This is a genomic window from Dinoroseobacter sp. S124A, assembly GCF_049801015.1.
In the GTDB taxonomy this organism is placed as follows: domain Bacteria; phylum Pseudomonadota; class Alphaproteobacteria; order Rhodobacterales; family Rhodobacteraceae; genus Dinoroseobacter.
The window spans coordinates 248400-271974 of sequence record NZ_JBNAGD010000003.1 but is presented as its reverse complement, the minus strand read 5'-3'; the positions used below and the strand labels follow the sequence as shown (position 1 = coordinate 271974).

The window sequence follows — 23575 nt, the reverse complement described above, 5'->3', positions numbered from 1 at the left end:
GTGGCGAAGCTAGCGGTCGAGCATATTCACCTTTCCCATTTTCGATCCCACAAATCGCTCAAGCTGGATTTGGAGCCAGGCCCGGTGGTCCTCTATGGGCCAAATGGCGCTGGTAAAACCAATATACTTGAGGCGCTTAGCCTGTTGTCTCCAGGTCGTGGACTGCGCAGGGCAAAGTCCAATCAGCTGGCCCGTCAGCCCGAAGCCATTGGCTGGAAGATCACCGCGCATGTGGCGAAGGGCCAAGACCACCATGTAGTGGAAACCGGCAGCGAAGATGCCGTAGCCCGTACTGTCAGGATTGATGGCAAAGCGAAGCCGCAGATTGCGCTTGGCGCGTTGGTGCCCGTGGTCTGGCTCGTTCCGGCAATGGATCGCCTGTGGACCGAAGCTTCCGAGGGGCGACGCCGGTTTTTGGACCGCCTCACGCTGAACTTCCGACCAGATCACGGAAAATCAGTTCTGAGCTACGAAAAGGCCATGCGCGATCGCAACCGGCTGCTCAAAGATGGGGCTCGGGATCCCCATTGGTATGACGCGCTCGAAGATCGGATGGCGCATTCCGGCGCACAGATCGTCGCCAACCGATTGGACACGCTGGATCGGATCACCCAGGCTCAAGATGATACCAATGACTGCTTTCCTTCGGCCGGGCTCGGACTGGCCGGCCCGGATGGGGGTCGCGTTCTTGCGGAGAGCGCACGCCTAAAGGATGCCCTGCAGTCGGGTCGAAATCGGGATCTGCTGGCTGGTCGGACGCTTAGCGGACCGCATCGCGATGACCTGACAGCCCTTTACTCGGCAAAAGGGATGCTCGCCCAAGACTGCTCGACCGGAGAACAGAAGGCACTCCTGATTTCTTTGATCCTGGCTGTGGTTCGTTCATTGCGGTCTATGAACGCATCGCCACCATTGGTCCTGCTCGACGAGGTATCTGCGCATCTTGACCATGAGAGGCAGCTGGCGCTCTATGATGAGATTTGCGCATTGGGTGCACAGGCCTGGCTGACTGGTACGGAAAGCGATCTTTTCCAAGGCCTTGCTCAGCGCGCACAGTTCGTCGAAGTCCGCGACACTGCGACTTAGCGCACCAGGAACTCCGCGTGGAGCGCACCGGCGGCTTTGATGCTTTTCAGGATATCGATCATGTCCCTCGGAGCAACGCCCAGCGCGTTCAGGCCTGCAATGACTTCAGACAGATTTGTGCCTTCCTGAACTTCAGCAAGCCCAATGCCTGGCTCACGGTCAAGTTCCACTTCCTGCCTGGGGACGACAATCGTGTCCGCAGTCGAGAAGGGGTTTGGCACCGCAATCACCGGACGATCCTCGATCCGAATGGTCAGGTTTCCCTGAGACACCGCGACGCGAGAGACACGGACATCTTCCCCCATCACGATGGTGCCGGAGCGTTGATCCACCACCACACGCGCGCGCAACTCAGGCTCTACAAGGATGTTTTCGATGCGCCCGATTGCGTGTGCGGCGGACCGTAGACGTGTTCGTGCGATATCGATCTCCACGGTACCTGCATCAAGCATCAGCGCCACCTGCCTTTCGAAGAAGGCATTGATAGCGGTCTCAATCCGCGAGGCCGTCGTGAAATCAGGTGCACGCAAGGCCAACCTCAAGGAAGTCAGTTCGCCAAACTCGAAATCGACCTCCCGCTCGACGCGGGCGCCGGATGGGATCACCCCTGCCGTCGGAACCCCCGTAACGATCTCTTCATTGCCGCCACGGGCTGATTCCCCGCCAGCAATGATGGTACCTTGAGCAACCGCATAGATCTCCCCGTCAGCGGCGTTCATAGGTGTCATGATCAGCGTACCGCCGAGCAAACTTTTGGCGTCGCCAATCGCTGAAACGGTGACGTCAATCTGACTGCCCGCGCGTGCGAAGGGCGGCAACTCGGCCGTCACGATTACGGCTGCGACATTCTTGGGGCGGAACTGCTCGCCCGAGACATTTACGCCCAGACGCTCCAGAATATTTCCCAGTATCTCTTCGGTGAACGGCGCGTTTCGAATACCGTCCCCCGTTCCATTGAGCCCGACCACGAGGCCATAGCCGACCAGATCATTCCCCCTGACGCCATCAAACTCAACCAGGTCCTTGAGACGGATAGGCGTTGCGAAACTCTGCGTGGCGAGGCAGAGGCACAAAAGCCAAGACAAAAGAGACCTGATCATCGTAGATACTCGGTCATCGAAAGACTGCTGAGACGCGATGTCACCGCATACATCGTCTCAAGTTGCAGCGCGACGGCTTCGAGTTGAGTCGCGACTTCATAAGGGTCTGCGGCGTAAATCTCGTTCAGCGCCATCTGGTACGTGCTCTTCTGCGTATCCAGGTGACCGCTGACGCCATCCAGAAACGCCTGTTGCGCCCCGAGCTCAGCTTGGATCACCGACAACCCGGTTTCGGAACTGAGCATCGCTTCACCGGCAGCACCAATCAGGTCCGCCTGCAGTTGCGCATCACCGTCGAACGCGCCTCTGGCCACGAGCGCCGCACTTGCAAAGGACGACATCACCTCGCGAATAGCCGGATCCGCCGCTGTGATACTCTGGGCAAGCCGCTCATCGGGCCCGACCGGGATTGCGGTCATGGGATCGGCAGACCCTTGATAGGCAAGGGTTTCAAAACCTCCCCCCGCATCCGAAAACCAGCTATCGACGAGCGCGAGCGCATCTGCCGGCGTTGGCGCACCCGCAACGAGGGCGGTCAGTTCATCCATAATCTCCTCAGCAGAGATCAAGGGCGATCCATCCGTCGCCGCCCCCCCAAAGATCGCGCGCCCGGATACGGAGACGTTCAACGCGGAAACAACGGTTGCCAGCTTCTGCTCGGCATCCTCGCCGGCCGCTTTGAGCATTGCGGGATCAGACACCTCACTCGAAAGAATGAGGTTGGGACCCGCTTCAACGGTCAAATCGTTGATCAATGTCAGGGACGCCTGAGCTGTGTCAAACAGCAGAACGCCTTCGGTCACGGAGTTCTCATAGGCTGCCAGTGTTTTCAGGGAGCCCTCGAGCGCGGAGACCGCGCTAAATTCGCCGCGCACCTCGGAGGCGATATCCTCTTTCTTCCCCGATGACATTTCATAGGTCAGAGTACCGAGATTGCTCTTCAAGCGCGTCATCTGCATGCGGTTGGACATGGTTTGCGCGAGATCACCGATGGAGGTCGAAATCATGGTCAGATCCTCAGGAGCAAGTCGAGCATCTCGTCGACAGTTTGAATAACACGCGCATTCGCCGCGTAGGCATCTTCGATGACCAGAAGCTTCTGCAGCTCCTGATCCGTATCCACACCGCGTTCGAGTTCAAGCGTCCGAAGCGCTTCCCACTTTGCGGATGTGTAGGCGACCTCTCCGTCAGAGGCTTGGCGCGCAGTCCCGATCTTGGAGAGAAAGTCGCTAGCCAGCTCAGATGCAGCGCGCGGAACAGAAGAGAACGACCCCGAGGATGTCACGCGCGGGTCATTCAACGCGTCTGACAATGACAAGAGAATGGTGCCCGCACCTGCCTCTCCGGGGGACGTCGCGCCAAGCCCGGCACGGAGCCTCCACGATTCGCCTCCTTGCTTCGGGTCCACAAGGGCGTTGATCGAAATGCGCCCGGCAAGCCCCGTTTCCATACTGATGTCAAACGCAGTCCCATCATCCGTAAAGAGCCCGGGATCCCCAGGCGCCAGCGTCGGGTCAACAGCGGGATCGGCAAACCGTTCGATCAGGTCTCTGGCAACCGCATCGACATCCTGCTGGGCCGATACCGCCAATTCATCGCGAACCTCGAAGAGGGCCTCGAGAGATCCCCCCTTCAGCGGATTGATACTCGTACTCGTATCAACCGGATTTCCGTTCATTTCGATGTAATTAAGCCCACCGCCCTCCACGGTCATGTCGGGCACGATCGCTCCGACATCCTCGAAGACAAACTCCGCCGCACGCCCGTCGAGCAAAACCCCTCCCCCATCGGAAATCAGCGCAACCTGTCCAAAGTCCCGGTCGACAACATTCACTGGTACGATGCTAGCGACCTGATCAATCAGGAGTTGGCGCTGGTCCATGAGCGCCAGAGCGTCATTCCCATTGGAGACTTGGCGTTGGATCTCTTTGTTCAGGTCTTCGATCTGAGACAGCGACGTGTTCAAAACATCCACCTGGGAGGCGATCTGCTTTTCAGCCTCCAGACGTTCGGCTTGGATACCGTCGCTCAGATCCCGCAACGTGATTGCCAGACTGTCTGCGGCGGCAACCGCACTCGACAGCCGCGCGTCCGAGTCCGGACGGCTCGCCGCCTCGATCAATGCCGCGTCAAACTTGGCAAGCTCGGACGACAGAGATCCGGCATCTCCGGGCAAGCCAATCGCGGCTTCGATGCTCGCATAGTAGCTGGCTTGCGTTGCCGCATTGGCGAAGGCGGCATCCGCAGCGCGACGATCCGCGAGAACGCGCTCGTCCACGCTGCGGGACACGCCATCGACCCTGACCCCGGCCCCCTGGCCGCCAAGCGACGCAGAGGACAGCTCCATTTCGCGCACGCCGTAGCCTTCGGTATTCGCATTGGCGATGTTCGCGGACACCACGGACGCGGCCTTGCTGGCCGCCGTGAGGCCAGAAAGCGCGTTGTTGAGAGCAGTCGTGACGGACATGGAAGGGTCCTTTTCTGATGATTATCAGCGTTTGATGTTGGTCGTTTCCTGCAACATCTCGTCAACGGTCTGAATGATCTTCGCGTTCGAGGAATAAGCCCGTTGTGTCGTGATCAACCGGGTCAGTTCACCCGCGACATCCGCTGTGGATTCCTCCAGAGCGAACCCCACGATGTCTCCGGTCGGACCATCTCCTGCGTCATAGAGGAAGAAGGCGCCGCTGTCGGAAGAGACCGAGTACGCCTGATTGTCTTTCGACATCAGACCGTTGGGGTTGGGCACATCAACGAGCGGGATCTGGTAGATCGTCCGCGTGGCCCCGTTGTCATAGATGGCATTCACCATCCCGTTCTCATCCACACGCACTCCTGTGAGCCCACCCACAGGTGTCCCGTTCTTGTCGTAATCGCTGGAGTAGGTATCGGACAGTTGCGTCATCTTGGTCGGAACGCCAGACCCGCCAAGCCCACCAATCTCCAGAGAGATCGGGCCACCTGCCACGGTCAGATCCAGAGTACCTTCCGTGTCGTTGTAGGAACCACCGGAGAGCGCCGTGACAGATGCTAGGCTACCGCCTGTGTCGCGGCCCGTGTTGAAGACCAACTCGAACTCGGCAATCACAGCCCCGTCGGATGCGGAATCCGTGATCGACAAGGTCCAGGTATTCGATGCCCCAGACGCCGGAATAGTCGGCGTATAGGTGGCGGTCAGGGTCTCGGAGGTCCCGAGATTGCCGAAATACTCCATCGGCATGATGATCGGCTCAGCCCCGGAATCGGCCTTGGTCGCATCCGCAGGCAGGTTGATGTTCAGATCCATCAGCGTCGTCGGATCGCCGGCAAACTGGTTGTAGGTCACCTCGATCGGTTCAAGCCCGGCGACAGTATCCCGCGGGAAGTCCGGGACCGTTCCATCCGGATCCGCGGGCCATCCCATGAGGACCATACCCGTTGCCGTTGTCAGATACCCATCCTCATTCGGGCTGAACGAGCCCGTCGTCATCAGATTGAGAGGGTAGTTTCCATTCGGGTTTTCCACCGCAGCCATCGTGGTCACAGGCAACATGCCACTGCCCGCGACAGCAAGGTCGGTGGAATTTGACGTCGCGACCAAGGGCCCTCGTTCGTCAATCACACGTGTGGTCGTAGCCCGGACACCACCGGCAGAATAACTGCCGCTGCCATTGTCCGTGATAACCATGGACTGGAAATCCGCCTCGGCCCGCTTGTAGCCATAGGTAGACGAATTCGCGATATTATCCGAGATGGTCGCCAGACGCGTCGCATTCGCATTAAGTCCGGCAACACCCGCATTCAAAGAAGAAGAAATAGTCATTGTGCGCCTTTCTGCAGCATCGACTCCGATGATCGGAACTTGGAACCGAAGCTGTTAAAGGCGCCCTAATTTGGCCTTCTTTTTTACTTGGAATGGCTCGAACGCAGCAAGACAATCTCCAACCTGTTGTTTTGAATTGATATATCTGGATAGGCTTTCGGCTTGCGATCTGCCTGTCCCGAAACCATGACAATCCGCTCCGCCGGGAATCCGGCCTCCTGAAGCGACTTGCGCGCGACATGCGCCCGCTCGGTCGAGACTTCCCAGACGTCGTTTTCGCGCAGAACCACAGGGCGACTCGGCACATGGCCAGTGACCGTCAGCCCATTGTCCACCACCTTGAAGACCTCCGCCACGACCAGAAGCAGCGCGGTGCCCAAAGGCGTGAGCTCATTCCCACCGGGCACAAACACTGTGGCCCCGTCCTGATCATAGAGATTGACCACGAGTCCGCGATCGGTCACCCGCGTCGTCACGTGACGCTTGAGCTGCTCGGCCACGTCGCTCTCGCCGCTCAACCCCAACAGGTCCTCTGACAAAGCCTGCAGGCGTGCGCCCTCGGCTTCCGCATCGGCACGGGCCGATGCCGACCCATTGGTCCGATCGGTGCCACCCGTGCCACTGCGTGCCAAAGTCATCTCGGAGAAGATGTTATCCCCCCCGAACATGCCCTCGCCACCGCCAGAGATCCGGTTCACCGGGATCGTCGGATTGAAGTAATCCGCGATCCCCTTACGTTGTTTTTCGGTCGTTGCATTCAGCAGCCACATCAACATAAAAAAGGCCATCATCGCGGTCACGAAGTCCGCATAGGCAACTTTCCACGCACCCCCGTGGTGGCCGCCGCCTGCGATAACCTTTTTACGTTTGATGATGACTGGTGCGGGAAGGTCCCCACCCATCGCATCACCTCTATACTTCACCCAAGACCGGTTTTAGCCCGCAGGCTGTTAAGGTGGACCTAACAGTTCAAATGCGCCCTTTATTGACCAATTGGTTAAACCCGTGCTCAGCCCGTCTCAGCCGTTTGCGTGCGCGCCGCGATGGGGTATGCCTGATGCAGGAGCGAGGCGAACAGGTAGAGTGCGATGGGATGGGTGATGGGGCGAGTGCGGGCACGGATCGGTGCACTTTTGGTGGTGACCGGTGTCGCCATCACGGGCGTTCAGGCCCAAGAGCTGCAGATTTCGACCTCTTTCATCGATGAAGACCTGTCAAACGCGTTGAGAGCCGCATCGCTGGTGCGCGTGGTTCTGGAAGAAGAGAGTTCGACCTCGCAAGATCTCGTGGCCGCGGCCAAGGCGGATTACAAACGCTATCTCTCGGTTCTGTACCGGAACGGGTACTATTCAGGGGTCGTCTCGATCCAGGTGGATGGGCGCGAGGCAGCCGAGCTTTCTCCCTTCGAGATTCCGGACTCGGTCGGAACGGTCCAAGTCGAGATCGAGCCTGGCAAACCCTTTACCTTCGGGCGCGCAGTCGTGGACCCCACCGCGCCGGGTACGGAACTGCCCGAGGATTTCCGCTCCGGCGTGCTGGCGCGCAGCGGGTTGATCAAGCAGGCCGCAGATGCCTCGATCCAGGGTTGGCGGGATGTGGGCCATGCGAAGGCGAAACTCACGGGTCAAAGCGTGACAGCGGCCCATCGTGAGAACGCGCTGAATGTGGATATCGATATCGACCCGGGCCCACGCCTGACCTTTGGCGAGATGCGGATTACCGGGAATGAGGATGTCCGCACCGAGCGCATCCGGGCCATGGCCGGTTTTCCGACGGGCGCCCTGTTTACCGATGATGATCTCGAGACGATCCAACGCAGGATCTCGCGCACCGGGGCCTTTCGCTTCGTCGTTGTGGAGGAGGCCGAGACCCCGAACCCCGATGATACCATCGACGTCATCGTCGAGCTGCAGGAAGAAAAGCCGCGCCGCCTTGGCTTTGGCGCCGAAATCGGCAGCAGCGATGGCATCTCGGTCTCGGGTTTCTGGTTCCACCGCAATCTGTTGGGAGGCGGGGAACGGCTGCGCTTTGACGCCGACCTGACCCAGCAGCTCGAAGAGGGCAAGGAGCTCGAATACACGTTCGGGGTTTCCTTCCTGCGCCCGGCGGTCTTTGCCCCCGAGGCTGATTTCCGAGCGTCTCTGGACATCTCGCGCGAGGCGAACTCGACCTTTCGCGAAGACATTCTGACCTTCGACACGGGGTTCAACTATCGGCTGAGCGACGAGCTATTCCTTTATGGTGGGATCCGGCTCTCGGCCACCAAGACCGACCTGAAGCCCGGCAAGCGGCGTTTCCGCATCTTCGGCACACCGGTCGGCGCGACCTACGACACCCGCGACATCGTCACCGATGCCCGCGCCGGGACGTTCATCAGCGGCGAGGTTTTCCCCTTTGTCGGAGAGCGTGATGCGGATGACGGGGTCCGCTCGACACTGGATGCGCGGTACTACAAGTCCTTCATAGAGGACGACGCCCTGACCCTGGCCGTGCGCGGGCAATTGGGCAGCGTCTTTGGCGCAACCTCGGGATCGGTTCCGGAATCCTATCTGTTCTTCTCGGGCGGGGGTGGCACTGTACGCGGTCAACCCTTTGAATCTCTTGGCGTTGAACGCAATGGCAGTCTGTCCAGCGGCGAGGGCTTCGCCGGGCTCTCTCTCGAGGCACGCTATCGCTTCACCGACGCGATCGGGGCAGTCGGGTTCTTCGATTACGGTCTGATCACGGATGGAGACGTCTTCACGGGCAGCGGTGACAGTCATAGCGGCGCAGGGATCGGCCTGCGCTACGACACGCCTGTCGGCCCGATCCGGGTGGATATTGCCGCTCCGGTCGGCGGCGACACCGATGACGGCGTGCAATTCTACTTCGGCCTGGGGCAAGCGTTTTGACACGATTTCTGATTACTCTCGTCTGCCTGATCTGGCTGCCTCTGAGCGCAATCGCACAGGATAAAAAGGGCGGACTCGAAGGGCTTCTCGAACGCAGCCTGTCCAGCGATACCCTGGAAGTCACCGTCGACGGGCTAAGCGGCGCACTGTCTTCGACGGCTACGATCGAACGCCTAACCTTCGCCGATCCAAATGGCCCCTGGATGATCATCGAGGATGCGAAACTGGACTGGACCCGTACGGCGCTGTTGCGAGGCCGTATACGTGCCAATGAGCTGGCCGCCGCTCGGATCACCTTGCTCCGCCTGCCCGCCGCAGCCCCTGAGGATCCGGAACTGCCCAGCGCCGAGGCCGAGCCTTTCGCGTTTCAGCTGCCTGAACTGCCCGTCTCGGTTGAAATCGAGCGCATCGCAGCCGAGGAGATTGTGCTCGAAGAGGCCATTCTCGGCGAACAGGTTGTTGCGAAACTGGTCGGCGGGCTGACCCTGGCCAATGGCAACGGTGCCATTGCGCTCGATCTGGAACGGACCGACGTGGACGGGACGCTGCTCAACCTCAACGCAAGTTTCGAGAACAGCAGCGAAGAGCTTGTCGTGATCCTCGACGCGAAGGGGCGCGAAGGCGGTTTGCTGTCGCGGAAGACTGGGATACCCGGGGCACCGGCGCTGGAGCTGGCGGTCACCGGGCGGGGGCTGCTGTCGGATTTCGAAGCAGATGTTCGGTTCGACACAGCCGACAGCACGCGGCTGGGCGGGATCGTGCGCCTTCTGGCAGCTGAGGCCGAGGGCGCGGAGGGCGTCGACCGGACCATACAGGCCAAGCTGTCGGGCGATATCCGGCCTCTGGTCACCGAGGACATTAAGGGCTTCTTCGGCCCGGAAACCGGCCTCGACTTCGAAACTGTGCTCTTTGCCAATGGTGCGATCAGTGTCCCGCGGCTGCATTTGCAGAGCTCACTCTTCAACATGCGCACGCGGCTGGCCCTATCGGAAACAAAATGGCCCGAACAGATCACCCTCGTCGCCCGTCTGGCGGCCGCCGAAGGGACCCCCGTGCGCCTGCCGATTCCGGGAACTCCAACCGAGCTAACATCGGCCTATGTCAACGTTTCCTACGACCGCACGGCGGCGTCGATCTGGTCCGCAGTGATCGCCATGTCCGATCTGCAACAAGGCGCGTTCGAGATTGAAAGCGTCGATCTTCGCGGCGCGGGGGAGCTGACCCTGCCCGAAGGGGAAACCCTCGGGGCCGTCTCCGGACGTCTGAGTGGTGGTGCGGATGGCGTGGTCCTGGGGGATCCGAAACTTCAACAGGCCGCCGGGGACGAGGTGGCCTTCAACGCGGCCTTCGACTGGCAGAAGGAAGCGCCTCTGACCATTTCCGAAGCCGCGATCGCGGCTGGGGATGTGGAACTTTCCCTCGACGGGATGTTCGCAAACCTCGCAGAAGGCGTGGATTTCGAGGGGGGTATCGCGCTCTCTGCGCCAAACCTGTCACGCTTTGCGGCTCTGACGGGGCAGGCGCTGCAAGGCGCGGTGGATCTGGACCTGAGCGGGACCGCTACCCTGTTGAGTGGGATGTTCGATCTGGAAGTTTCGGGGCAAGGTCGCGACCTGAAGACCGGGATCGCCGAGGCAGACAACCTGTTGGGCGGGCGCGCAGATCTTGCCTTTTCGGGGTCACGGGACACGGACGGGATCTCGATCCGCCAGGCCCTCATAGAGACCGAAGCGCTGAACCTGTCGGCGACTGGCGGCGGCAGTAACGCGCAAACGGATCTCGACATCGCGCTTGCGCTGGATTCGCTGGCGCGCATCGTGCCGGGCTTTCCCGGTGCCGCCGAGTTTTCCGGCACCGTGCGCAGTGGCGCAGGGGGCTATACCGTCGATGGCAGCGGATCCGGACCAGCCGGCTTGCGGCTGAATGTCGGCGGCTCGGTTGCCGAGGACTTCGCGACAGCAGATCTGACTCTGGACGGGACTGTTCGGATGGAACTCGCGCAGCCCTTCCTGTCGCCCCGAACGGCAAGCGGCGCCATTGGGTTCGACGTGTCGGTTAATGGCCCCTTTGGGCTCGATGCGGTGACCGCGACCTTGCGGGTGGAAAATGGGCGCGTGGCCGACCCAACCGTCGGCTTCGCGCTGGAGCAGTTGGGCGGTACGATCGGTCTTGAACGCAGCACCACAACCCTCGACCTTTCTGGGCGCGGCAACCGGGGCGGGCGAATCTCGCTGGGGGGATCGCTGGGGCTCACCCCTCCACAGCAAGCCGCGCTCGACATCGATATCGACAGGTTGCGCTTTGCACTGCAGGGCTTTCTCGCCACCCGGATCGATGGCGCGATTGCCCTCGACGGACCGCTCACCGGTGGTGCGGTCCTGTCTGGCGAAATCAACCTCGCCGAAACCGAAATCCGCGTTCCGGATGGCGGCGGTACAGTGGGCACCTTGGAAGGGGTTCGCCATGTCGGCGCGCCACAGGGTGTTGAACGGACGCTTTCCCATGCCGGGTTGGCCGCGCAACCAGAGCCCCCCTCGGCCGGTGGGGCAGGCGGCCCGGTGCTTGGGCTTGACCTCTTTATCAATTCTCCCACGCGGATTTTCGTCCGAGGGTTTGGTCTCGACGCCGAACTGGGCGGCAATGTTGAGATTTCCGGAACCTCCGCAAATCCGCGCCCTGTCGGCGAGTTTGAGCTGCAGCGTGGACGGCTCGATATTCTTGGCCAGCGGCTGGATTTGACCGAAGGCGAGATCCTGCTGACGGCGTCGATCGTGCCGGATATCCGCTTCGTTGCGAGCACCGAGACCGACGACTACGAGGTTGCCGCGATCATTTCCGGCCCGGCCGATGAGCCCGAGGTCAGTTTTGAGTCCACACCGACCCTCCCCGAGGACGAAGTGCTGTCGCGGCTTCTGTTTGACTCCGAGGTTTCGGGTCTGAGCCCGCTTCAGGCTTTGCAGCTCGCGAACTCGCTTGTGGCCGCGCGCAACGGCACCGGGCTCGGGTTCTTCAACGCCCTGCGCGAGGAGGCGGGTCTCGATGATCTGGACCTGACGACCGAAGATGACGGTCAGACCAACCTGCGTTTGGGCAAGTATATCTCTGACGACGTCTACACCAATGTGAACATCAACAATGAAGGCGAGACCGAGATCGACCTGAACGTTGAGCTGACGGATTCACTCACTGCGCGGGGGACCGCAGGTACCGATAACAGTAGCATCGGCCTGTTTTTCGAACGAGATTACTGAGCGTCGCTTTCGGGCGGCGGTCGCCCCGTCGGATCCAGCAGCATGGCCATGATCCACCCGGCGACGAAACCGCCGAGATGGGTCTCCCAAGCCAGCTGTCCGTCCATCGCCCACCACAAGGCCAGGTTCAATCCGATAAGAAAAAGCACGGTTCTGAGCACCGGCAGCAGCCCCTCGGAGAACAGGTAGCGGTCGAGATAGTCCCAGGCGACGATCGCACCGGCGAGGCCAAAAAGCGCTCCGGACGCGCCCACCATCGGACGAAGGCTGGAGGTCAGGAGCCAGTAGCCCACCGCGCCGCCGAGAATGGCCACCGTGTAAAGCGCGATGAACTTGACTGTCCCGACCCGCTGGATGACCGCCTTGGACAGGGAATAGAGCGTGACCATGTTCAGCAAGAGATGCAGCAGCCCGCCGTGCAGGAACCCGTAAGAAAAGAACATCGCATAAGGCTGAAGGGGGTAGTTTGCCTGCCAGCTGCGCAGCAGACCGGGCCAGAAGGCAAGATACTCGAGCACTTCGGCCCGCAGACGCGGATGGTCGATCAGACCGAGATTGGCGATCTGAAAAATCGCCTCAACCAGCACGCAAATCGCGATTAGCACGCCAGGCACAAGCATCGCCGTCGCAGCCGGGCTCTTGGAAGCTTTGAGGTCAGATGAGCCCGTTTGGATGGTGTGAGCGGGTGATGGTCTGCTCGTCTCGTTCATCTGGATGCTCATCAGGACCTAGCGCCTGATGAACACCCTAGATGCAATCCGCTGGACTTCAAAGTGGAACAAACCTCGGAAGCTTAACCAGAGTTTCCTCCATGAAGCTCTTGAGACGATCGTCTGCCGCGCTCTCCGGTTCGCCACCGCGGATCGGGGTCACGAAGCGCACCATCGCGCCATCGGTCCGACCTTCGAAGATACCATCATACACGACAGCTGCTTTGGCGGAGTAGTCATTGGTAAAGCGCTCGCCGCGCTGCTCGAACCAATAATAGACCAGCTGCTTGGAGAGCCCCTTCTGGATCACCGCGCGGTTCAGATTAAACGTGCCATAGGACGTTTCGGGCAAAGACACTTCGTAGGGATCGAGGCTGAACACCTCCCAGCCGCCGGCAGGGAGGCAAACCTCCGGCGAGTGGATCCCGCTGCCCTCTGTCTGATTGTGATAGAAGGCCACAAAGAAGTTGATCGTATCTTCGGTTTCCCGGTTCACATAGTTGGCGTTGATGTAGTCATCTGCCCCCAACACCTGTTCGATCTGGGTGTCGAGCGGGACCTGCACGCCCCGCCACTCAGAGATCTGGCGGGGAAAGATCGCGAACGGATCCCGTTCGATTGCCGGGGCCGGACCGGGATTGATGACAATGAACAGCGCTGTGGTCACCACAGCAATCCCCGTACCAACCATCATCGCAACAGAGTTCGGGATCGACAGGATGCGCGCGCTGACGGCGCCAAGCCCGTTGAAGTCGAGATCAATCGCCTCGCTGAGCGGCAGAGGGTTCGGGGTCAGGCGTTGCAGGGCAATCGCCATCAGGAAGAGGATCGCGATACAGGATCCAAAGATGACCCAGCCCTCAAAGAAGTGCATGAATCCTTCCGCATGCTGGATGCCATAGGAATTGACCATCACACCGATGATGCCGATCCGGACCGAATTCATGAACACCGCGAGAGGGGCTGCCATCAGCAGGAGCACCGCCTTGTGCCAGTAGGGTCCCCGGTACAGGATCGCAAAGAGATAGGAGAACGACAGGATCGGGAAGAGGTAACGCAGACCCGAGCATGCCTCCGCCACCTGCAACTTGTAGACGCCGAGATCGATGATGTTCCCTTCGAGGAACACCGGAACGCCGGCGAGTTGTACGAACCAGACCCCAACAACGGATGAGATGCCCTGCAGGAACATCGTCATTTGCCAGTACACGAATTGCGGCAGCGGCAGCATGAAGACCAGATGGAAGACAGGCAATTGATGACGGATACCCTGTTTCCAGCCGAACACGGTCAGGACAACGCCGCCGGTCCAGATGATAAAGCCATAGGTGATGATATCCGGGATACGCGCCAGGTTTCCGGCAAAGGCAATCAGAAGGCCAAAGGCAATCACAAGGATCCCTGGCCATCTCTTCTTGGCTTCGCCCTCGGGCGCATGCGGCTTGTCCCGCAATTCACGCAGGAAGAGATACAGAGAAATCAGTGGGATCAGAGGTCCATGACTGTATTCAGGCGTGCCCCACGCGTTGAACAACGAGACGAACCCCATCCAGAAAATCGGGACGGAGACAGCCAGAAGGAGCCCAAATGACAACAGACCGGGTAAATTAACTGGCAGCCGGTCGCGACCGGAACTTATGCTTTCTGTTAACGTCGACATTCACAATCACCTAAAGGCTAGTACACACGGGGGGCCGTTATTTACGCGTCAGTTCAACGTTGCGGTACTCGAACCGCAACGTTGACGTTTCATACATGGATTCGCGGAGCAATCACTGCCCTGCGCTCTCAAGTTTGTTCAACTCTTCACGAGCAATCTCAAATTGTGGCCGCACATCATCAGGACCCGCCAGAGAGATCGCGGTCTGCAACGCCTCGACCCCTTCGGTCGTCCGGTCCACAGCGAGGTAGGTCATGCCAAGATGGAACCGAACCAGCGGATCCTGAGGCAGGCCAGCAACGGCGGGCTCGAGATAGGTCAGGGCCTCGTCGAAGCGGCCGCGCTGATAGGCAAGCCAACCATAGGTGTCCTGGAACGCCGGATTGTTTGTCCCGCGCAAGCGACGCGCGATCCGATAGGCCCGCTCGATGCTGGCCTCATCCCCACGATGGGTCGAGAGCAAGCTCGCCAGATTGTTCGACACGATGGTCGAGCGACTAGAGATCGCATAGAGCTGTTCATAGATTGAAATCGCTCCTTCGAAATCGTTCTGCTGCTCCAGCGTTGAGGCCTTTGCCCAGAGCAGGTTCGGACCATCCGGGAACTTTTCAAGTCCCTGGTCAAGCATGAGCCCCGCCTCACCAGGTTTGCCCGCACGGTTGAGGACGCGCACAAGCTCAACCCACACGCGTTCATTCGCTTCCTCACGGGAAATCAGTTCGCGATAGGTCTGCTCGGCGACCGACAGATCACCGGCACTGCTTTCCAGCGCGGCATCGAGAAACTTGAGGTCAAACCGGTCCGGGTCGATTTCGATCGCATCCTGGACAAGCGCCCGCGCCTGTTCGACTTCACCCGCCGCGATGAGCGACTGGACCGCCGCGGTCAAGGCCCGGAAATTTCCATCTTCGCCAGTCGCAAGTTGGGCAAGGAAATCAAGGGCATCTTCGCTGCGGTCCTGACCGTCCAGAATGGCGACACGGATGGCATCCGCAGCATCCTTGGCCTGAGGCTCTTCAAGCCCGCGCAGGGTACGCTCCACGTGTTCGGCACGAGACCAATCTTCCAGCCTGACATACACATCGCCAAGGAGGGCCAGCAGTCGCAGGTTGGAGGGCGACCGACGCAATGCGTTCACAAGGACGTCTTCGGCCCCCAGAAGCTCGCCAGCGCCAACGAGGAACTGCGCATAACGCAGGCTCTCATCCGGTGCAAAGGAGGATGTGTCCGCGGCAAGGCTCAGAAGATCCCGCGCGAGTTCCCGATCGCCGTTGCGCAAATGCGCATTGGCAATCAGCGTCATGATCTGCGGGTCGTCCGGCGTCTGGTCCAAAGCGGTGCGCAGAAGGCTGATCGCGCGCTCGGTCTCATCGCCGTCGATCAGCCATGCGGCCTGCATCTTGATGGCATCTACATTGCTGACATCCTCGGCAAGCGTCTCTTCGACCAGCTTTCGCGCGCCGACTTCGTTGCCCGTGGCCAGCAGCATCTGCGCCAAAGCCACCTTGAAGCGCAGCGCATCCGAGGATCCCTCATCCGAATCTACCAGAGCCTGCATCCGGGAAATGCCTTCATCGCGCTGGCCGGAATCGAAGATCAAGGAGGCTTGCAGTGCCTTTAGAACGGCCGATTCCGGAGCCTGCTCCAGGGCGGATTGGAGCTCTTCCACGGCCGCTTCGATCCCCCGCGTATCCCGCAGATAGCGCACAAACGCGACGTATTCCGCCGGGTCCTCATCCGTGGGGGAGACAATGCTGCGGATAAAGGCTTCGGCCTTTTCCGGCTCGCCACGCTGTTGATAAAACTGCAAAACCAGCCGGCGGTACCGCTCAACATCGGGGAATTGCTGCGCCAGCGCGACCAGCTGCTCTTCGATGCCATCCATGTCTCCCAGCTGCTCAAGCGCGGCGAGGCGGAGCATATAGAGCTGCTGCTCTTCCGGGTGATGGCCGAGCGCATCATCGACACGGGCCAGAGCCAGTTCGAAGTCCTGTTGCCAGATGGCTCCGTCGATCACCACATTATGGAGGGTCAGCTTGTCCGGCGCGGTTTCCAGCATCTCCTGAGCCGTTGCCAGCAATTCGGCCCGCGTTGCATCGTCATTCGCCAGTCCAGCCTCGCGGTAGCGCACCACCAGGTCGACCACCTGCACTTCGAACTCGTCCGGCGCAAGTTCCTTGGCCCGGGCAGCATGGCGCGCCGCATCTTCCCAGGTGCGGCCTTCAATCGACAGATTCGCGAGGGCAAGGCGCGCCTCGAGATCATCCGGATGCTGTTCGACCAGGCGGAGATACTGCCCAAAGGCCTCACGCGTTCGGCCCATGTCGCGCACGGTGGCTGCATAGAGCGCGCGCGCATCCCGGTGGTTGCCATTCAGATTGAAAACATTTCGCAATTCGACCAGAGCGCGGTCGGCATCGCCAGCCTCGATCAGTTCGAGCCCCTTTTGATAGTGCTCTTCCGCGCGCTCCTCGGCAGTGTCACAGGCGGCAAGCGCCAACACACCAAGGACGCCGATCGCCAAGCGAACTGAACCAGCAAATCTCATACAACTACTCTCCGCAATTCTCACTGGCGTTTCTCTCGCCGTTCTTGCCAGTGTAGCAGTGCAAGTATGGTCTAGCCACGGCAAGAACTGCACGAATTCGTGCAGTTCTGCGACATATAGCGACCAACCCCTAAGGGTTTATTAGTATCCGGTGCAGCGGAAGACCACGGAGAAGGTCTGCTTCAGGATCCGGACGTCTTCCCGCAGAGTGATCTTTTGCTCGTAGAGATCATCGAACTGAGCCCGGCCGCGGAAGCTGCAATCATTGCGATCCGAGATCTGCCAGGTGCCGGTGATACCGGGGCGCATGCGATAATACGCCTTGCCCGGGTACATTTCACGCTGGGCTTCCATCATCGGACGCGGCCCGACCAAGGACATGTCGCCAAGCAGCACGTTGATCAGCTGCGGCAGTTCATCAAGGGAGCTTTTGCGAAGGATCCGGCCCACACGCGTGATCCGCGGGTCCGATTTCAACTTCTGGGTCGTGTCCCACTCTTCGCGGGCGTCAGGGTTGGCCGCGAGATACGCCTCAAGCTTCTCGTCCGCCTTCGGCACCATCGTGCGCAGTTTCCACAGCCGGAAGCTCCGCCCGTTCAGGCCGACGCGAGATTGCCAGTAGAAAGGATTATGTCCATCAAGCGCGACCAGGGCCGCGAGAAGAAGAATAACAGGCGCCACAAAAATCGCGGATCCCAGAACCAGCACCATATCCAGCGCTCGCTTGCCTGCGTTGCGGTAAAGGCGGTTCTTGGAGGAGGCGGTGGTCCCTACTGCAATCGCGGAGACCGGGGTGCTACCTGAAATGTCGTTCGCTCTTATCGTCATGGTACTCTTCACTCACCATTCAGCGTCTGCAGAAATTCGAGACGCGCCACACACACTGATCTTTGAAACTCTGTAGATCGTTAAGACAGCGCTAACTAAGCACGTGCGGCGGAGTCTGCCAAGGCCTGAGGAAAGCCAGATCACGCGGAAAAACGCCGTAATATACTGATTTCACGCACAAAACTATCAGTTAAACTTGATTGTAAATTTTATATGTGCATGGTTAAACTGCCGCTACGTCGGCGTTTGTTGTTATTTTTGGGCGAATTTTGAATATTTTCACGCTACGCTGCAGCGTGCTGAAACCGACAGCAGACGAATCACGACATCGGTGACAGACCGAAAACGAAGGTCTCGCGGCACAGAGATTGTTGCAGACAGCGAACCGCAGTGCCCGGACGACACGGTGCTGCGCAAAATGCGCACAACCGAGCCTCGTTGCGCGCATTTCGCTGTTCTTTAACCCTCCGAGACTACAAACAACTGCAAAGACCGGGGTAAATTCCTATATGGTGGGCGCAGGCCGCCCCTGTTCAGGCCTCGTGTTGATGGAAAGAATGAGTGTGTATCCATGTCGATGAGCGGGTTGTATTCGGATTATTTCGGGCTCCGGGAGCGGCCCTTCAAACTGCTGCCCGATCCCGACTTTCTGTTCTGGAGCAAGATCCACAAACGCGCCTATGCGGTCATGGAATACGGCATCCTCAGCAGCGCCCCTATAACAGTTGTCACGGGCGAGGTTGGCGCCGGCAAGACAACCCTGCTCCAGCGCCTTCTGCGCTCCATCGACGACCAGGTGACGATCGGTCTGATTTCAAACGCGCAGGGTGGCCGCGGCGAATTGTTGAAATGGGTGTTGAACGCCCTGTCCGTGCCGTCAGAACCCGGTGATGACTACGTTGAACTTTTTCAACGTTTACAAGACTTTCTGATCTCTGAATATGCAGAAGGGCGGCGCGTTATCATCATTATCGATGAGGCGCAGAACCTGTCTTCGGAAGGTTTGGAAGAGCTGCGCATGCTGACCAATATCAACTCGAACAAGGATGAAGTCCTGCAGTTGGTGCTGGTGGGGCAGCCGCAGCTCCGCAAGATGATCATGCACCCGGATCTGCAGCAATTCGCGCAACGTGTTTCGGCCTTCTACCACATCCCGGCGATGGACCGTGAAACCGTCGGGGATTATGTAGCGCATCGCATGAAACATGCTGGCGGAACAGGCACCGAGTTCACGGATCAATCGCTGGACCGTATCTATCAGGCGAGCGAAGGCGTTCCTCGGCTGGTCAACAAGCTCTGCGACTTTGCGTTGCTTTACACCGCGACAGAGAATCGGCAAGTGGTCACCGCAAGCGCCGTTGATGAGGTTCTCTCTGATGGCATCTTCATCGGAAACTTTGACCAAATGGGCGAGGCGGCAGAATGAACTTGAGCATAAACTACCTTCTGTCGGTCTTCTGGCGCCGGTTCCCGATCTTCATTCTTGTCGCAGGTCTGTCCATCGTGGCCTCGGCCTTTGTGGCCAAGCAGCTGCCCACCCGTTATGAGGCCTCAGCGCGTCTTCTGCTCGAGGCCGGACAGATCCCGGACGAGCTGGTCACCACGTTGAGCAATACCGGGGCACAAGAGCAGCTCGAAGTCGTTCAACAGCGCCTTTTGACCCGCGCGAACCTGCTGGATATCGCCGATCGGTTCGACGTGTTCCCGAACGCGTCGGAGATGAGCCCGGATGAAATCGTGCGCTCCATGCGTGCCAAGTCGGTGATCCGCCTGACAACCGGCCGCAACCGCGCGACGCTGATGTCGCTGTCCTTCACGGATGACGTGGCACAGACGACCTCAGACGTGGTCAATGAATACGTGACCCTCATCCAGCGCGAAGACAGCCGTCTGCGCACCAGCCGGGCGTCAAACACCGAAGAGTTCTTCAAACAGGAAGTTGAGCGCCTCTCCGAGGAGGTTGACGAGCGCACCGCGGCCATGCGGCAGTTCCGGTCCGAGAATATCGGGGCCCTTCCCGAGACCTTCCAGTTCCGGTTGGAGCGTCTGGCGGACCTGCAAGAACGTTCCACGACATATACGCGCGACATTCTGATCCTGAACGAACAGCGCAAGCAGCTGGTGGACGCACTGCCCTCGGGCTCCGATCCGTCCCAACTCGAAGGCAATGCGGCCCTTACCCGCGAGCAGGAACAGGTCGAGATCCTGCGGCTTGAGCTGGCCGAAGCCATGGAAACCGCGGGTGAGACGTCTCCGCGTGTGCGTATTCTGCGGTCGCGCATCCAGCAGGTGGAAGGCGTGATCCAGTCTCTGGGCGGTCAGCGGCCGTCCGACGATCCCACATCGACCCTGCAGTCCCAGATTGAACAGATCGATGCGCAGATCGCGTTTCTGCGAGAACAGCTCGAGCTGACGAATACGCAGGTTGAAGAGGTCGAAGCGACCCTGGACGAAACGCCTGGAATTTCTGTGACACTCCAGGGCCTGACGCGCGACTATCAGAATGTGCAACAGCAATATAACGCCGCGGTGGAACGTCTGCATATTGCGCAAACCGGCGAACGGATCGAACTGGCAGCACGCGGCCAGCGGATCACAGTTCTCGAACAGGCGACGACCCCGACGGATCCATCCAGCGCATCGCCGATGCTTGTGTTTCTTGGGGGCTCTCTGGCCGGGATCGGACTTGGTCTGGGTCTGATCCTTCTGCTGGAGCTTCTTGATCGCACTGTGCGCCGCCCCGTAGACCTCGTCAAAAGCCTCGGAATTGCGCCCTTGGCGACGCTGCCCTACGTCAAGACCCGGCGTGAAGAGGTGCTCGAACGCAGTTTGAAGTCAGCCATCGTGATCCTGGTCATAATCGGAATCCCGGTCGCGCTCTATGCGATTCATATGCTGTATCTGCCGCTCGATCTTCTGGCGGATCGCGTCCTCAACAAGATTGGCGTGTAGACGCCACCGCATGTGGCACCACGCTGAGGTGTAAGGAACCAGTTGAATGGAAAAACTGCAAGCAGCTCTCGAGAAAGCGCGCGAACGCCGTGGAGACGCGCCGACCAGTAGCGGCATCGTCGAAGCGCGCCCCGACACCGCGGCCCCGCGGGAGCGTGGCGGATCGAGCCTTGATCAACGCTGGGGTGCCCTCGAAGAGTTCCAGATCGACCCGGCGCATCTGATCAAGAACCGGGTCTTCTCGGCCGGATCCAAGCAATCCGAGGCAGCCAGCTTCGACGTCTTGCGCACCAAGGCCCTCAAGCAGATGGAGAAAAACGGTTGGAAACGCCTCGCCGTAACCTCTGCAAACAGTGGCGCGGGCAAGAGTACGGTCTGCTGCAACCTGGCAAGCTCCATCGCGCGCCAGAGATCGATCCGTGCAATCCTCATGGATCTGGACATGCGGCGCCCCGCCTTGGCCGAAATCCTCGGGGTGAAGCCCAGCGGAACGGTGGCCGATGTGCTGCATGGGCACCTGCCCTTTGAACAGCATGCCCGTCGTCTTGGGCCGAACGTGGCGCTTTCGCTCAACGCGCACCGGGTGAAAGACCCGTCCGATGTCTTTCTCAACACGTTGACAACCGACATCGTTGACCGGATCGAGGCGGACTACAAGCCGAGCATCATGCTCTTTGATGTGCCGCCGATGTTCGTGAACGATGATGCTGCGGCGTTCTTCACAAATGTGGATTGCGTGCTGATCGTGGCCGATGCAGAGCGCAGCAAGGTCGCAGATCTGGATCGCTGCGAAAAGGAAGTGGCGGAACACACCAATGTGCTCGGCATGGTTCTGAATAAATGCCGCCATTCCGATGAAGGCTATGGCTACGGATACAACAGCAGCGAGAGCTACTGAGCCACGCCTCGCACGGTAAGAATGCGCGCCGTAGCGCCGTCGCAGCGCACAGCGCTGAGGACACCACTTCTATAGGCGCCTGTATCGACGCTGATCCGTCCGGGACCAATCTCAGCCGCATCGACGATCGTATGGCCGTGAACAAGCCAGATCCCATCGAGCCGCGGCGCTGAATTCGGGCTCGGTCGCCCCCAGAGCAACATCCGTTCTTCTTGATCCTCCCAAGCGCGCGCCGGATCAGCCATGGCATGGAGACAACCCATGTTTCCGCTGAGAAAGGAAAGCGGCAAGGCCCGCAGCCAGTCCAGCATGTCCGTGCCGATCACCTCCTGCAGTTGATCCCTCAGAGTCTCCATGGGCGATTGACCGTTGACGCTGGTACGCCGCGCGGGGCCGAAATCGGCGATGGTCTCCAGCCCTCCATTCCGCAGCCAGAGCTCACCTCGCGCTGGATCCTCCAGAAATGACAGGAACATCCGCTCGTGATTGCCCATCAGACAGGTCACGGTCAGATTGCCCAGCTCCAACCGATAGAGACGCTTCAGCACCGCCGCACTGTCCGGACCACGATCAATGTAATCCCCGAGAAACACCAGGTCGCCCTGCGCCCCATCCGCGTCCGCCTCAATTTCGTCGATCATCTGATCGAGGAGATCCCGCCGCCCATGGATATCCCCCACAGCATAGGTCAACCGGTTCGGCCGAAGCGGCGCGATCTCCACCGCGGTCCCGGATCTCCCTTTGGACAGGAATGAAAACACGTCAGCCGAAATCGCCGGCTACCGGTCCCCGATCCAATCGCAGGATCATCTCCGGTTCTGTGGCAGGGAAATAGTCAAACACGAGAGGGTCGTGCCCCGGCACGATCAGGCGGCGGTCGCTTGCAAGAGTTTCGAGACGTGAGAACCCGCGCAGCATGTCTTCGAGATCCACAACCAGAGGGAAGGGCTTGCGCGACCAGAGGTTCTCGTAGAAATGCGCCGCGTCCGACGCAAGACACAGCCATCCGGCCTCGGTCCGCACCCGCACCGCCTGCAGTCCTCGCGAATGCCCGCCGATCTGGTGCACGGTCACGCCCTCGGCAACTTCGCCATCGCCTTCGAAGAACACCAGCTTGCCGGAGTACAGCCGCTGAACGGCCTCGCAGATATGCGCCCCGGTGAAGGGAAACCGCAGCGCGTCATGGCACATGCACGGCCCCGTCGCATAGGCCATCTCGGCTGCCTGCATGTAGAGTGTCGCATTGGGAAAGAGATGCAGCCCGCCCGCGTGATCATAGTGCAGATGCGTGACGATCACCCGATCGATATCTTCGGGCTGCAACCCCAGCGGCGCGAGCGCCTCACGCGGATCAAGGCGGATGGGCCGCCCCCGCTCCGCCGCTTCGGCCTTGTCATACCCGGTATCGACCAGGATGGTTTCCGCCCCACGGCGCAGCACCCACATGAAGTAATCCATCGGATGGGGCTGATCATGCTGGTCATCAAAGAGAAAACTGTCTCCGCGCACCCGCGCGTTGCGGTCTGCGTATTTGACGGCGTACACCTCCCAGGTGCTCATACCTGCACCTGCGCATAGGTCCGCACCTCCTTGCTGGCCACGAGGTTGGCAACCTCCCCATCGAAGGTTCGGAAATGCGGTGTCTCCAGATGCCGATCAAACGCCGCCCGATCATAGTAGATCTCGTAAAGGAACACCTCGTTCGGCAGTGCGGGATCCGTACACACGTCAAAGCGCAGGCATCCGGGCTCGTCGGTCAACGTCGTCCGGGCATTGGCCAGCATCAGGGGCATGAACGCCTCCGCGCCCCCCGGCACCAACCGAAATGTGACTGTCACCGCATACACCT

18 protein-coding genes are annotated in these 23575 nt (G+C 60.0%); 6 read left to right on the top strand and 12 right to left on the bottom strand.

What is annotated here, in order from left to right:
• Window positions 1-1086 carry a DNA replication/repair protein RecF gene (gene recF / locus ACP15I_RS09090; protein ID WP_424974813.1) on the top strand — a complete coding sequence of 362 codons (1086 nt, stop codon included), beginning with the start codon at window positions 1-3 and terminating at the stop codon, window positions 1084-1086.
• Here the strand turns inward: recF and ACP15I_RS09085 are convergent.
• From ACP15I_RS09085 to ACP15I_RS09065, 5 genes are all read right to left on the bottom strand, one after another.
• Window positions 1083-2186, bottom strand: coding sequence for a flagellar basal body P-ring protein FlgI (locus ACP15I_RS09085; RefSeq protein WP_424966287.1), 1104 nt, complete (start codon window positions 2184-2186; stop codon window positions 1083-1085). The genes recF and ACP15I_RS09085 overlap by 4 nt on opposite strands.
• A complete protein-coding gene (locus ACP15I_RS09080; protein WP_424974811.1) occupies window positions 2183-3193 on the bottom strand; it encodes a flagellin in 1011 nt (336 codons plus the stop codon). The genes ACP15I_RS09085 and ACP15I_RS09080 overlap by 4 nt, the downstream gene beginning before the upstream one ends.
• A 2-nt stretch (window positions 3194-3195) precedes the next feature.
• Window positions 3196-4653, bottom strand: a complete 1458-nt coding sequence (flgK, locus tag ACP15I_RS09075; RefSeq protein ID WP_424974809.1) for a flagellar hook-associated protein FlgK — start codon at window positions 4651-4653, stop codon at window positions 3196-3198.
• A gap of 24 nt (window positions 4654-4677) precedes the next feature.
• Window positions 4678-5988 (bottom strand): flagellar hook protein FlgE, encoded by a 1311-nt coding sequence (locus ACP15I_RS09070; RefSeq protein WP_424966284.1) that lies wholly within the window; start codon window positions 5986-5988, stop codon window positions 4678-4680.
• Between the two features lie 83 nt (window positions 5989-6071).
• A complete protein-coding gene (locus tag ACP15I_RS09065) occupies window positions 6072-6890 on the bottom strand; it encodes a flagellar motor protein MotB (RefSeq protein WP_424966283.1) in 819 nt (272 codons plus the stop codon).
• A 198-nt stretch (window positions 6891-7088) separates the two neighbouring features.
• Between ACP15I_RS09065 and ACP15I_RS09060 the strand changes: the two genes are divergently transcribed.
• Window positions 7089-8879 carry an autotransporter assembly complex protein TamA gene (locus tag ACP15I_RS09060; RefSeq protein WP_424974808.1) on the top strand — a complete coding sequence of 597 codons (1791 nt, stop codon included), beginning with the start codon at window positions 7089-7091 and terminating at the stop codon, window positions 8877-8879.
• Window positions 8876-12130, top strand: a complete 3255-nt coding sequence (locus ACP15I_RS09055) for a translocation/assembly module TamB domain-containing protein (protein ID WP_424974807.1) — start codon at window positions 8876-8878, stop codon at window positions 12128-12130. The genes ACP15I_RS09060 and ACP15I_RS09055 overlap by 4 nt, the downstream gene beginning before the upstream one ends.
• Here ACP15I_RS09055 and ACP15I_RS09050 read toward each other — a convergent pair.
• The 4 genes from ACP15I_RS09050 to ACP15I_RS09035 all read right to left on the bottom strand — a co-directional run bounded on the left by ACP15I_RS09050 (window position 12124) and on the right by ACP15I_RS09035 (window position 17876).
• Entirely contained in the window at window positions 12124-12750 is a 627-nt protein-coding gene (locus tag ACP15I_RS09050; protein ID WP_424974806.1) for a rhomboid family intramembrane serine protease, read from the bottom strand. The two genes, ACP15I_RS09055 and ACP15I_RS09050, sit on opposite strands and share 7 nt — an antisense overlap.
• A 148-nt stretch (window positions 12751-12898) precedes the next feature.
• Entirely contained in the window at window positions 12899-14500 is a 1602-nt protein-coding gene (gene xrtD / locus ACP15I_RS09045; RefSeq protein ID WP_424974805.1) for a VPLPA-CTERM-specific exosortase XrtD, read from the bottom strand.
• Window positions 14501-14612: 112 nt separating this feature from the next.
• Complete coding sequence (locus ACP15I_RS09040; protein WP_424974804.1) at window positions 14613-17024, bottom strand: tetratricopeptide repeat protein; 2412 nt, start codon at window positions 17022-17024, stop codon at window positions 14613-14615.
• Window positions 17025-17189: 165 nt separating this feature from the next.
• Window positions 17190-17876, bottom strand: coding sequence for a sugar transferase (locus ACP15I_RS09035; RefSeq protein ID WP_424974803.1), 687 nt, complete (start codon window positions 17874-17876; stop codon window positions 17190-17192).
• 577 nt (window positions 17877-18453) lie between these two features.
• On the opposite strand from ACP15I_RS09035, the gene ACP15I_RS09030 reads away from it, so the two are divergent.
• The 3 genes from ACP15I_RS09030 to ACP15I_RS09020 are packed head-to-tail and all read left to right on the top strand — an operon-like array spanning window position 18454 to window position 21726.
• Window positions 18454-19302 carry an ExeA family protein gene (locus ACP15I_RS09030; RefSeq protein ID WP_424966275.1) on the top strand — a complete coding sequence of 283 codons (849 nt, stop codon included), beginning with the start codon at window positions 18454-18456 and terminating at the stop codon, window positions 19300-19302.
• Complete coding sequence (locus ACP15I_RS09025) at window positions 19299-20828, top strand: GumC family protein (RefSeq protein WP_424974802.1); 1530 nt, start codon at window positions 19299-19301, stop codon at window positions 20826-20828. Before ACP15I_RS09030 ends, ACP15I_RS09025 begins: the two co-directional genes overlap by 4 nt.
• Before the next feature lie 46 nt (window positions 20829-20874).
• Window positions 20875-21726: a tyrosine-protein kinase family protein gene (locus tag ACP15I_RS09020; protein WP_424974801.1), complete on the top strand. Its 852-nt coding sequence runs from the start codon at window positions 20875-20877 to the stop codon at window positions 21724-21726.
• On the opposite strand, the gene ACP15I_RS09015 is transcribed toward ACP15I_RS09020, so the two are convergent.
• The 3 genes from ACP15I_RS09015 to ACP15I_RS09005 form a co-directional block, all read right to left on the bottom strand.
• Window positions 21720-22406, bottom strand: coding sequence for a metallophosphoesterase (locus ACP15I_RS09015; protein WP_424975035.1), 687 nt, complete (start codon window positions 22404-22406; stop codon window positions 21720-21722). The two genes, ACP15I_RS09020 and ACP15I_RS09015, sit on opposite strands and share 7 nt — an antisense overlap.
• 82 nt (window positions 22407-22488) lie before the next feature.
• Window positions 22489-23286, bottom strand: coding sequence for an N-acyl homoserine lactonase family protein (locus tag ACP15I_RS09010; protein ID WP_424974800.1), 798 nt, complete (start codon window positions 23284-23286; stop codon window positions 22489-22491).
• Complete coding sequence (locus tag ACP15I_RS09005) at window positions 23283-23564, bottom strand: putative quinol monooxygenase (RefSeq protein ID WP_424966269.1); 282 nt, start codon at window positions 23562-23564, stop codon at window positions 23283-23285. The genes ACP15I_RS09010 and ACP15I_RS09005 overlap by 4 nt, the downstream gene beginning before the upstream one ends.
• Window positions 23565-23575 lie beyond the last annotated feature (11 nt).